Below are 12,608 nucleotides of genomic sequence, written 5' to 3'. Positions count from 1 at the left end.
TTTCTGTAATGTTTCGCTTCTTAATAAATTCCTTCCTCGTTGAATTTTTTCGCTAGCCAGTTGGCAAATACGACCATGATTAAGCCGACAATCCCTTTAAAGAAACCGACAGCCGTACTATAACTAAATTGCCCTTGTTGCAAACCAGCTACATAGACGTAGGTGTCAAAAATTTCTGCCACATCTCGGTTGGATGAGTTTAATAATAGATATACGTGTTCGAATCCTAATTCAAGAACATCACCAATTTTTAGAATCAGTAATACAATGATCACGTTACGAATCGCTGGTATCGTGATGTGCCACATTTGTCGGAATCGATTCGCCCCGTCCATTCTGGCTGCTTCATATAATTGCGGATCGACTGCAGTAATGGCTGCTAAGAAAATAATCGTCCCCCAGCCAGCTTCTCGCCAGATCACTTGCAAAATATACATGGGTCGAAACCAATCTTCATTTAATAAGAAGTTGATCTTGCCAATACCAAAATAATCGAGAAGTTCATTCACAATACCGCCATCTAACGTCAACATCACGTACGAAATGGAAACGATTACAACCCAAGACATAAAATGCGGAATATATATTAAGGTTTGAACCCCTCGTTTAAACAAGCTGTGTCGGACTTCATTAAGCATTAACGAGATAATAATCGGAATAGGAAAATAGACAAATATTTGTAACCCAAATAAAACTAACGTATTTTTAAAGATCATCCAAAATTCCGAACTCGTAAACAATCGTTGAAAATGCTCAAGTCCTACCCATTCACTCCCCATAATTCCGCGATATGGTTTATAGTCTAAAAAGGAGATGATGAGTCCATACATCGGTAAATATTTATAGATAAGAAAATAAATAATCCCAGGAAGAATCATTAAATATATTAATCGATTCCTCTTAATCTGACGCCAAACTTCAGACCTTCTTTGCTTTTTTAATTCTTTTACTGGAACAGCCGTTGATGATTCCATACACAGCATCCTTTCTTCAGAATTTGTAAAATAGTGTCACCTGTATCGATTACATTAAGCGTAACCGTCAGATGTCATAACGTAAATAATCATTATCTTACGAGTTACTAACCCCTTGATAGACAAGCACTTGGCTGTATTTTTAAATTAATAAAAGCAACTCAAGTAACATAATGAGTATCTCGTTATCATTGCTTGATTAAGGATTGAGCCCTTACGAATATATCGTAAAGGCTCAAAAATGACTGTTGATTACTCAGAAGCGTTATACTCTTCTATAATCGCGTCGCCGCCTTCGCTTCTCCATTCTTCTACAGCAGCGTCAAATCCTTCTTCGTCGATTTCACCTAAAATATAATTGTATGTCGCGTCTGTAATAATTTGTTGCAAGCGTTCACCATCACTCACATATGTTTCTGAGTACAACGGAATCGTTGGATCCTCTATGAGATAGTTTTCATTGTCTTTAAATAACTCTTCTGATTTTGCTTTCGGTGCATAATCAAAGAACCCTTCATAGCGGCCATTCGTTTCAGGCTCACCAACTTCAAGTGCTTGGTATGGTTTAACTTCACGGTCTCTTGTTGCTTGCTCACCAATTGGTAGTGCGCGATCTTCTTTCACTTCATAATGTTCACCTTCAATGCCCCAGTAAGCCGTGTTAATGACTTCTGGTGTCATCATTTGATCAAAGAATTCAAGAATTTTCAGTAAATCCTCTTCTGTTTCAACTGAACTTTTCGGGAACATAACTAAGTTACCATAACCAGGTATCGCCCATACGCCAAATTCGCCATCTGGACCAGCAATGTTATTGTGAACGTCATACTCCACATCTGGATTGATTTCTGCTGCGTCGTTATAAAGGCTACCAACATCACCCATAGACCCAACATACATACCAGCTGTGCCATTTTTTATAAATTCCTGTTGGTCGACTTTACTTGTTACAGGGAAGTCTTGATTGATGTATCCGTTTTCATGCATTTCTTTAAAAAAGTCCATCGTCTGTTTATATTCATCAAACATAAATTCTGGCTGTAGTTGTCCATCCTTTTCTCCCCAATAGTTTGGTGTGCCAAACCATGAAGAAACGGTTTTAAATGCACCATAAATTAAATCGCTTCGATCCGTTAAGCCAAATGTGTCATCTTCTCCATTGCCATCAGGATCATCTTCTGTAAATGCTCGCGCCATTTCCATAAACTCTTCTGTATTGGTTGGCGCTTCTAGTCCTAAATTATCTGCCCAATCCTTACGATAAATGAGACCTTGACGAGATAATGGACGCCCTTGATATAACGTATAAAGCTTGTCATTTACACGTGTATTGTCCAATACATTTTCCTTCAATTTAGATAGATTTTCAAATTGATCTAAATAAGGTCCGATTTCCCAAAACTGTTCATCTTGAATGGCATCTCTAAATTGAATAAACGTCGATTGGTTTTTCAGAAAGACCGCTTGTGGAAGCGAGCTGGTAGCAAACGCTGTATTCAGACGGTCCTCATAGTTGTTATCGGGCACCCATTGAATTTCAATGTCCGTATTCGTTTTGCTTTCGATTTCTTCTAATATCGTTTCTTCGGGTACTTCAGGTGTGTGTAAGTTTGCCATAATCTCAAATGAATACGGTTCTGATGATTCTCCAGACTCTTCACCTCCATTTTCTTCATTGTTATTTGTATTTTCCTCGCTGTCTTCTGAAGCGCTTTCATTATTGCCGCATGCAACTGCGAACAATACTAAGCATAATAACGCCATCGCTCCCAATAGTTTTTTCCAACTACTCAAATGAACCACCCTCCAAATTTTATTTTTTGTACGTAGCCAATCGCGCTTCGTACAATTCTTATGTTATGTGATTAATAAATGAATGTATATAATCACTTCTTCATAAAATAGGAAAACCCTTGCTGTAACTCAATCTTTTATTTACTTTTTTACAAAAATAATCATCAATATATTTAAGGCCTTTATTTCATTATAAAATGATTATTTTGATTCATTCACATGGCCCCTCCCCTTGTGGCTTAAGGGTTTCTTCATGCTTATAAAATGATTATTTTTGAAAGCGCTTTATAAAATTGTTTATTTTTAGGTTATTTTGCTGTATCCTTATCATATACGATATACTCTATTTTTTCATCAAACATATAGAAAGGAATTCAGGTGATCATATGGAAATGACTGGTTTGTGGGGAGGTTTTTATCGAATCTCTTTATGGATAACTCGATTTGCTTGGTTAAATGTTTTATGGATACTTGGTACAGCCATCGGCCTTTTAATTTTCGGCATCATGCCAGCTACTATCAGCATGTTCACTGTCGTGCGCAAATGGGTTCGAAAAGAATATGATATATCTATTTATCACACTTTTCTATCCACTTACAAAAAGGAATTTAAAATCTCTACTTTATTTATGATTGTTATCGCTATACTTGCATTTTTACTTTATGTCAATGTACGCTACACGGGATTTATGTATACAAGCCCAATTTATCCAATCCTTTTTGGTTTATTTATTATCGCGTCTTTTTTCTACGTTTTACTATTAATGTATATTGGACCAGTTTTCACGCATTATCACTTAAAATTCTGGCAATATATTAAATATTCCGTGCTGATTGGTGCTACAAACTTACATTATTCCATCGCTTGTCTCACCATACTTTTCGGAATATATGTTGCATCCTTCCGTTATCCTGGGATCATTTTTGTCTTCAGCTTTAGTGTAAGCGCTTATATCATTATGTTTTTTGCTCATCTTGGATTTACACAACTTGCACGAAAACAGCAACAAGAAGCAAAAGCCGAAACACAAGAGTCAACTACTACTTTGAAGCAACAAGACATAAACTATAATCACAACGGATAAGTTCAAAGAATGATAGCGAAGGATCGATGCTTATGAAAAAATTTTCGACGAATCATTATTATAAACTCATTGCATTTTTTATCATTTTAAGTGCCGTCCCTGTTATTATTACAGGTGTTCTTTCGTACCAACAATCATCTGCGGCTATTATCAATTATTCAGAAGAAGAAAAGAAACAAAACATTTTCCAAATTCAAACCAACGTAGAACAAATTTTAGAATACGTTGATTTATCGGTTACCTATTTTGTCAGAAGTGCGCAAACACAACATTATTTAAGACAAGATATGAAAGCTGCAACATTCTCGGATTTTCATAAGCTGAGAAGTGATTTAAACCATTTACAAACACTTGATACAGGTATTGAAGACATCGTTTTGGTAAGTATGGAACATCGTTGGTTAATTAATAATGATGGCTTACAACATCTAACCCACGAAGACTATGACACCATCTATTCTGATTATATCAATACAGCAGAACAATCAAGCTGGAAAGTGGAAAATGCTGAAAATATTGAGTTACCGAATGCTACAAAGAAAAGTTGCCCACAGTATATAAACTTAGTGAAAAAGTTACCCATTCGTAATTCCAACCCGAGCGGAATGGTCAGTGTATTAATCCCTACGTGTGAACTTGACGAAACTATGGCTAAAAAAACGGAAATGGAATCATTTATTGTACTGGATGAAAGTGACTCAATGATTGCCCACAGTAATCAAAACGTAATTGGCAAACAGAGTTACTTACCACCTTCTTTATTAGAGTCCATTCATAAAGACTCCGGTCAAGGACAGTTTAATTTCGAGATTGAGGAGACTGATTATAAAGTATCCTATCGTGTGTCTGACTACAATGATTGGACATATTTATCATTCGTAGAGATGGGCGATTTACACAACAAATCTAGTGCTATTGGTTGGGTTACCATATGGATCTGCGGTATTTTACTGGTACTGTCCATGATTATTTCGTTTATTGGAAGCAAAATACTGTACAAACCGATTAAAAAATTAAAGCTAGCGATTGATCACACACAAGATAGCCCTCTACCTGAGCATAATAGAAACCAAAATGAGTTTGAACTTATCGAGACTCATATTAATCAATTATCCAACAAAAACAATCAACTAGAGCGCCGTATGCAAAGTCAAATTAATCAGTTAAAGCAATTATTTGTCATGCGGTTGTTACAAGGAAAAGTGAGCCAACACGAACTGCCATTAAAATTAAAAAATTTCAATTATGACATCGCAAATGGTACATGGCTGACGACCTTTTCTCTACAAATTGATTCGGTTGAAAACAGTAAATTTGAGAACAGCGACCAAGATCTACTCTTATTTGCCATTAATAATTTAATTGAAGACTTAATATCTACAAATGATCGACTGACACCTGTCGTGATTAATGATGTTCAAGTGACCGTTCTCATGAGTCGTTGTCAGGATGACGCCCAATATACTCATTTTATCAATCAAAAAGCGAAAATCATTCAAGAACATATTCAAGAATTCTTTGGGTTATCAGCCAGTATTGGCATAAGCAAACCATTCGATTCGTTAATAGAGGCACCGAAATCGTTCAAAGAAAGCAAGGAAGCCTTAAAATATCGCTTAAAACTCGGATACAGGTCCATTATTTTCTATGAGAATCTAAATCGAAAGTATACAACACTTGCTTCTTATCCTACGAGCATCCGTAATCGTTTATTAGATGCGATTAAACTCAGCGATAAATCGACAGCAATTGAGGAAACGCAAGCATTTTTCGATTACTTGCAAAAGCATGATATGCACCATCAACAAATGGAACTGTATATTTCTCGCTTACTTTATGAATTAGTTGAATTAAGAGAATTACTAGGGGTTTCTAAGCAAACTGTAGAATACGAGGAGTTAACTGTTACCTTAGAAGATTTTCATACATTTCATGAATTGCGAAATTGGCTGACATCAGCGATTATTTTCCCATTAATCGACCATGCAGAAGCAAGAGCTGAATCCAAAAACAAAAAGATTTCAGACCTAATGATACAACTGATTCAAGATCGCTACAACGAGGATCTCTCTTTGGATATTGTAGCTGCTGAACTTCATTACAATCCAAATTATTTAAGCAGTATTTTTCAAAAAGAGACACACTATTCATTTAGCGAGTACTTATTGCACTTTCGATTAAGTAAAGCGAAAGAATGGTTAACCACGACAAACATGTCAGTTAAAGAAATCGCAGAACAATTGCAATATAATAATTCACAAAATTTCATACGTTCATTCCGGAAACTAGAAGGCATTACACCAGGGAAGTATCGTTCCCGTTATAAAGCACGCCAGGCATAAAGTGACCCATTGCGTCAAAACACATCACTAGTGCGGGAAAGCAAAAAGTTCCTTTCCCGCATTAGTTTCGTGTTTTGGCTTTTTCGATTCATCACTGGATCAATTACGCTTCACCGATCAAGACGCGTAAAATATTGGGATGATTTTCAAATGTTTTCGTCCCAGCCCCATACCCTGTTTGTAAAACAGTCATATGAGGGATTGTACAAAATTCATCTGCAAAGTGCTTAGCAATCGCGGCACCAGTCGGCGTCGTAAGTTCTGTCTGGATATCACTTTTCTTTAGTGGGACACCCTTTATAATTTCTAAGGTTGCTGGTGCTGGCACGGGATAGACGCCATGATCAATATGAACAGCACCTGATCCAACCGGAATAGAAGAAGCAATCACTCGATCTATTTGTAAATAATCAATGAGTATGCTACGCCAACCATATCAATGATGGAATCGATCGCTCCGACTTCGTGAAAATGTACTTCATTGATCGGCTTTCCGTGAATTTTTGCTTCAGCTTCACCAACGAGTCGAAACATTTCTACGGCATGGTGCTTGACTGATGGCTGTAGATCACTCTCTTCAAGTAATTGGACAATATCATGATAGTGTCGATGGTGATGATGTGATTCTGCTTTTACGTCAAAAGATAATGACGAGATACCATTTTTGACGACACGAGATACGTTTAATTCATAATCCTGGTTCAAAGACAATTTATGTAACGAATCTTCAAGTACATCGACAGGAATACCTGCATCAAGCAAAGCAGCAATCGTCATATCTCCACTTATTCCTGAAAAACAATCAAAATAAAGCACTCTCATTACTATCACCTACTTTTTACAATCTATATCTATCATAAATGGTTTACGATCGTTTTGAAACAATAATCATCTAATCACGTTAAAACTGTCCATCTATTCAAAATAGATGGACAGTTAATAAACAATTTTTATTCACTTTGAGATGATTCAAGTTCTTCTTGTGCTGCTTGCAATGCTTCTTCTGCTGATTCTCCATCACGTAACACTTTATTGAGTGTCGTTAAGTTCAATTGATCAGCAACATCAGGCGTTTGATTAGTGATATGAACTGGCGCAATGTCATCTTTAATTTCTGTTAAGATATCAAAGATATTGTCACCAAAGAATTCATAATATGCATTATCTTCCTGTAGTGCTGGGTCATCCCATACATCGTGACGAGGAGGGTCAAACCCTAAAATCTCCCATAATTTGATGTTGGATTCTTTCGTTAATTTCGCATATGCTAAGAATTCTTTCGCTAATTCTGGGTGTTCTGTTTGGTTTGTCACAACGGTACCTGTACCACCCATACCCGCAGAACGGTTATCATCTTCATCAAACGTTGGCAATGGTTGAATAGCCATTTTGCCTTTAAGATCTGGCATGTTATCTGTAAAACGACTCATGAACCAAATCGGCATACCAATTGCTGCAGCTCCTCCATCATTCATATAGGAGTAATACTCTTCAACAGCTGGCGCTCCACCTGGGGCTACTTCAGCAATGCCCTGGTCTTGCATATCTTGCATTAATTGTAGTGCTTGTGCGTTTTCTTCTGTATTCATTTGGATGTTTCCGTTTTCATCGATGAAATGCGATTTCTGCTGAGACACTCTGATCCAATAAGGCATATAGTCACCTGGGAATGAGTTAGTCATCACTGCGTCTGTATTGTCAACAACTTTTTGTCCAGCTGCTTTAAAATCTTCCCAAGTTTCAATCGAGTTAATATCTACACCTGCTTGATCCATAATTTCTGTGTTATAGTACATTACAGATGCACCAACGTGTGTCGGTAAACCATAATACGTACCATCCTTTGCGTATACGTCAAATCGAGAGGATACAAAGTTATCTAATTCTGGTTCTACATATTCGTTCATTGATAGTAATTGTGGTTCACCTTCCATATAGTTTGGAAAACGTCCGATTTCAATATCGGCAATATCTGGCGCACCATCCTGTGATTGCAGTGCTAATAGTAAGTTGTTGTGCATTTGGTCATATGGATATGTTTCTACTGTCAATTTAATCGGACGATCGGAATTTTCTTCGTTCCAACGTTCTGCAGCATCTTTATAGAAATCTACGTGTTGCCCTGCAAACACCCATACTTTTAATTCAGTTGCATCTTCAATATCGTCACCAACGGTTTCTACATCGTCGGCTCCTCCGCCTGAATCACTGCCACCTCCACAAGCAATTAAAACCATAGCTATGAAACTAAACAATAGTGCTAATAAACCCTTTTTTTGCATATTTATTTACCCCCTATGTTTAAATTAATTGGTTAATGATGATCATTTCCGCTATCTTTTATGATTATTACTGACCACCTCCCCAAATCCTATACGTACAAGTTAGTTTAATCACTAATTCGTACGCCCTTTTTGTAACCGCTTTATTATAGGTTATCACTAAGCTACAAATTCGTCAATAACTTACATAACATTTTCCTTAAACTTATTACATGAAGATTAATATTTTTATTAACTCATTCGTACATATTAGTTTTGTACGCCTATTTGATTATCGATTTTGTTAAACACTAGTTTACCAACAAACATGATATATACAGCCATTAAGCTCACCGTCCCAAATAACAATAAACTTGGGAAACCTAATGAAAAATAAATAATTACAAACATTCCAAATAAAATACCGATGGTGTACGGTAATTTAGAAATACCGATAATAAAAGCATTTTTCACATACTGCCATATTTTTGTTTGATAATGGCTAAGCATAGGAAACACCCACGCGAGCGTAATAAAATAAAAGAATATCACTAGATAGAAAGCAAACACAACGATAATAGGTATTTGATTCTCTAATTGTCTAAGCACCTGATAATTTAAGAATAAGACGCCTCCAATGACCGTCATAATCCAACCTACGGCATTTGCTTGCCAAAAATTTTCTTTCCATAACTGTTTGTATTCTTTCAATACTGATACTTCCGTTTGGCCACGATTCCACTTTCGTGCCATACCTAATGCAGCTGTAGTAGCAGGGAAAACCCCCGCTACTATCAGCCCAATACAGGTGAAGACAATCCATAAAGCGTTTAGCCAAGCAATTTTTATTATCCATCGAAGCATATGATCTAAGGAGTTCACTAAATTTTGTCCAAACACCTGTATACCCCTTTCTATAATAGATTCTTAACCTTTGACGCCACCAACTGTTAAACCAGAGATAAAATAACGCTGGAAGAATATAAATAAAATAATGATTGGGATGACTGTCATCACTGAACCAGCAATTAACACATCATAGTTATTACCATATGGCGTAAGTAGTGTCGCTAAACCAATCGGTAATGTAAACATATCATTTGAACGCAATACAATGAGTGGCCACAAGAAGTTATTCCAGCTGTTTAACCCTTGTAAGATAGCCATTGCACCTAATGAAGGTGTCATGAGTGGCAACATAATTTTAAAGAAAATGCCATATTCAGTTGAACCGTCAATTCGTGCTGCATCCATAAGCTGTGTCGGCAGCCCCAATGCATATTGGCGGAAGAAGAAAACAGCAACTGGTGCTACAATCATCGGTAACACAACACCTGTATATGTGTTTACAAGTGAGAAATTAATCATCATTTGGAATAAAGGTAACATTAAGATCTCAAAAGGTACCATTAAGATAAAGACAACAAATAGGAAAAACAAGTTTCTGCCTTTAAAATCATACACGGCCATCGCATAGCCAACCATGGAAGAAAAGAATAACGATAATACAATGGTGATCGCTGATATCGCTAAACTGTTCGTATACCATTGCCAATACTCGGCTGCTTGCGTAAAGATATACGTATAGTTATCTAGATTCATCATCGACCAGTCAAATTTCAAACTAATCCCTGTTGCCATGATTTCAGATGACGGCCGGAATGAGGAAATCACTAACATGATGACAGGAAATAGAGCGATTAAACATACGATCGCCATCCCAATATTCGCTAACCATGAAAGTGTACTTCTTTTTTGATTTTCCATTATTCGTCACCTCGCTTAAATGCACCTGTCATGAGTAATTGAATGAAACTGATAATAAAGATAATGATCATGAGTATAACACCAATTGCTGCCCCGAATCCCATGTCATTTTCACGAATACCTTGTTGATAAATATATCCAACAATCGTTAAACCAATATTGTTTGGAGAACCAGCTTCCCAGAATACGAAGCTTTCTTCAAACATCCGGAACCCATTGATAATCGAAATTGTCACAACAAATACTGTAACCGGTTTTAAAAATGGTAATGTAACATATCGGAATTTCTGTAAAATAGATGCGCCGTCAATATCAGCTGCTTCATAAAGTTCTTGCGGTACATTTTGTAGAGCGGCTAAGAAGTATAAAATATTAACACCTAACCAGCGCCATACACACAATAGAACCATCAGAAACATACCCGACCAAGCGTGATACCGCCAATTCACGGGATCGACACCAAACAACCCTAATATTTGGTTGGCAGCACCTGTTTCTGTCTCACCGAACATCAGACGGAAGATCATACCTGCAACAATTGTGGAAGCTAAAGCCGGCATGAATAAAGAAGCCCGGAATAGCGTTTTCAATTTTACAAACTTTGAATCCAAGATGACCGCCAATATAATCGGTAGAATTGTCAACAGGACGACCGTCAGTATCACATAAATCGAGGTATTTAATAACGCTCGGTAAAAAGTTGAATTAAAGACTCGTGCGTAATTTTCTAATCCAATAAATTCGACTTGTCCTGGTAAAACGCTTTGGAAACTCATTGTAATCCCACGAATCGCAGGATAAACAGTTAGAATTAAAAATGAAATGATAAATGGTGAAACGAAAATATATGGGACAACCTTTTTCGAGTTAAAAAACTTACCAATTTTACTTTGTCCTTTATTCATCGTTTCAACAGATTGATTACTTGCCATATTTCCCCCTCCTTATGTTCTATCAATCTAGTCAATAACAGCGAAAACGTGACGAAAGCGATACAAAACTCTCGCTCCGTAAACGGTTTCAAATGATTAAAAATATAGAAAGCTATACTCCCTTCTAATTCCCCCTTCAAAACATACATCAAATGTCGCTACACACTGCACGCGCTTTCAATATACACATCGCACTTGACAATCAACCAACTTATTAGAGTTCTACTTATACGTGCCATTCATAAATATAAATCGTACGTATAAGTAATGCTTGGTTCTATTATATATAACTGTATATCTTTTTTCAATGCTTTTCTACCAAAGATCGTAAATTTTTTTACAAATCCGTGCAAATTCCACAATTTTCTGTCATTAAAAAGAAAGAGGCTGGACAAAAGAGTAATTAGAAAGGAAAAATCCGAACATTAAAGTTTAAGTTCACATACCGCTTAGGCAAAATACTTCGCTTTTACCCATAGGACATAAGTCAACATCTGCTCAAGTAAACTTTCGCAGTGTATCCTATACCGCGGGGCACGGCTTCAGCTAACTGTGTGAAAAGTCCATCTTCACACAGTGGATCTTCAGCTCGTGCGTTCCCGCAGGAGTCTCCGTATTTTGCCTACGCTTAATGTAAAATTGTTCGGATTCTCGCTCTTGCTATTTAGTATTTTCCTAGCCTCTTTCAATAATTATTGCTTCTATAGATTCGTACTTAATCGTATAACCTTTTTACAAGAGATATTCAACTTGTTCTTGCTTCTATGAAAAGTCTCATTATGGCTTAATGGTAAGCAAGGTCACAGATTTATCTGGTAATTGAGCTATTAACTCTTGCCCATTCAGTTGGAACTGATTGAATTCTGTCGGCTGTACATGGTTAGGATTTTCAAACGTATTATGGGCATCCATTTCATCAGCCGTCATTGTTCGGCCTGTAATATGATCTGTATGAATACCACGAAGATCAATGGTCACATCTGCTGTACGATCTTTATCCAAATTACATAACGTGATATGAACATGACCTTGATCATCCTTTGAGGCTGAAGCACTTACTTGCGGCAATTCTTTTTCGCCAAAGGTATCAGTCTCAACATCTAATGCAAGTCTTTCTGCATCTTGGTGTACCTTATACATTTCAAATACATGATAAGTCGGTGTAAGAATCATTTTTTCCTTATCCGTTAAAATCATAGCTTGAATCACATTGATCGTTTGAGCAATATTGGCCATTTGAACACGATCATTATGTTGGTTAAAAATATTTAAAGACACACCTGCTACGAGCGCATCACGAATCGTATTTTGTTGATATAAAAAGCCTGGGTTTGTGCCTGGTTCTACATCATACCATGCGCCCCACTCATCTATAATCATACCGATTCGTTTCTCAGGGTCGTACTTATCCATAATAGTGCCGTGGTTTTGAATTAATTCTTCGGTATATAGG

At 36.8% G+C, this 12,608-nt stretch carries 9 protein-coding genes and 1 pseudogene; 2 read left to right on the top strand and 8 right to left on the bottom strand.

Going from position 1 to position 12,608, the window contains the following annotated elements:
• Positions 1 to 20: 20 nt before the first annotated feature.
• Together J416_RS09840 and J416_RS09835 are read right to left on the bottom strand one after the other, a co-directional pair.
• Positions 21 to 974, bottom strand: coding sequence for an ABC transporter permease (locus tag J416_RS09840; RefSeq protein WP_003469916.1), 954 nt, complete (start codon positions 972 to 974; stop codon positions 21 to 23).
• Positions 975 to 1,226: 252 nt separating this feature from the next.
• Positions 1,227 to 2,768, bottom strand: a complete 1,542-nt coding sequence (locus J416_RS09835; RefSeq protein WP_003469913.1) for an extracellular solute-binding protein — start codon at positions 2,766 to 2,768, stop codon at positions 1,227 to 1,229.
• Positions 2,769 to 3,160: 392 nt separating this feature from the next.
• Between J416_RS09835 and J416_RS09830 the strand changes: the two genes are divergently transcribed.
• Positions 3,161 to 3,853: a YesL family protein gene (locus J416_RS09830; RefSeq protein ID WP_003469910.1), complete on the top strand. Its 693-nt coding sequence runs from the start codon at positions 3,161 to 3,163 to the stop codon at positions 3,851 to 3,853.
• A gap of 32 nt (positions 3,854 to 3,885) precedes the next feature.
• Complete coding sequence (locus tag J416_RS09825; protein WP_003469907.1) at positions 3,886 to 6,195, top strand: helix-turn-helix domain-containing protein; 2,310 nt, start codon at positions 3,886 to 3,888, stop codon at positions 6,193 to 6,195.
• A gap of 103 nt (positions 6,196 to 6,298) precedes the next feature.
• Here the strand turns inward: J416_RS09825 and larC are convergent.
• From larC to J416_RS09795, 6 genes and pseudogenes are all read right to left on the bottom strand, one after another.
• Positions 6,299 to 6,972 (bottom strand): annotated as a pseudogene (gene larC, locus J416_RS09820) (nickel pincer cofactor biosynthesis protein LarC).
• Between the two features lie 173 nt (positions 6,973 to 7,145).
• A complete protein-coding gene (locus tag J416_RS09815) occupies positions 7,146 to 8,477 on the bottom strand; it encodes an ABC transporter substrate-binding protein (protein ID WP_003469899.1) in 1,332 nt (443 codons plus the stop codon).
• A 249-nt stretch (positions 8,478 to 8,726) separates the two neighbouring features.
• Positions 8,727 to 9,356 (bottom strand): YesL family protein, encoded by a 630-nt coding sequence (locus J416_RS09810; RefSeq protein WP_003469896.1) that lies wholly within the window; start codon positions 9,354 to 9,356, stop codon positions 8,727 to 8,729.
• 27 nt (positions 9,357 to 9,383) lie between these two features.
• A complete protein-coding gene (locus J416_RS09805; RefSeq protein WP_003469894.1) occupies positions 9,384 to 10,223 on the bottom strand; it encodes a carbohydrate ABC transporter permease in 840 nt (279 codons plus the stop codon).
• Positions 10,223 to 11,155, bottom strand: coding sequence for a carbohydrate ABC transporter permease (locus J416_RS09800; RefSeq protein WP_003469892.1), 933 nt, complete (start codon positions 11,153 to 11,155; stop codon positions 10,223 to 10,225). The genes J416_RS09805 and J416_RS09800 overlap by 1 nt, the downstream gene beginning before the upstream one ends.
• A 777-nt stretch (positions 11,156 to 11,932) precedes the next feature.
• A partial coding sequence (locus J416_RS09795) for an alpha-L-arabinofuranosidase C-terminal domain-containing protein (protein WP_003469889.1) occupies positions 11,933 to 12,608 on the bottom strand: 676 nt, incomplete at its 5' end.

Origin of the sequence: Gracilibacillus halophilus YIM-C55.5 (assembly GCF_000359605.1) — a bacterium.
GTDB lineage: Bacteria > Bacillota > Bacilli > Bacillales > Amphibacillaceae > Gracilibacillus > Gracilibacillus halophilus.
The sequence above is the reverse complement of the archived record's forward strand: the minus strand, read 5'-3'. Positions and strand labels throughout refer to the sequence as shown.

Coding starts and splice junctions, on each gene's coding strand:
- J416_RS09840 (WP_003469916.1), bottom strand. CDS start 974: ATGGAATCATCAACGGCTGTTCCAGTAAAAGAATTAAAAAAGCAAAGA.
- J416_RS09830 (WP_003469910.1), top strand. CDS start 3,161: ATGACTGGTTTGTGGGGAGGTTTTTATCGAATCTCTTTATGGATAACT.
- J416_RS09825 (WP_003469907.1), top strand. CDS start 3,886: ATGAAAAAATTTTCGACGAATCATTATTATAAACTCATTGCATTTTTT.
- J416_RS09815 (WP_003469899.1), bottom strand. CDS start 8,477: ATGCAAAAAAAGGGTTTATTAGCACTATTGTTTAGTTTCATAGCTATG.
- J416_RS09805 (WP_003469894.1), bottom strand. CDS start 10,223: ATGGAAAATCAAAAAAGAAGTACACTTTCATGGTTAGCGAATATTGGG.
- J416_RS09800 (WP_003469892.1), bottom strand. CDS start 11,155: ATGGCAAGTAATCAATCTGTTGAAACGATGAATAAAGGACAAAGTAAA.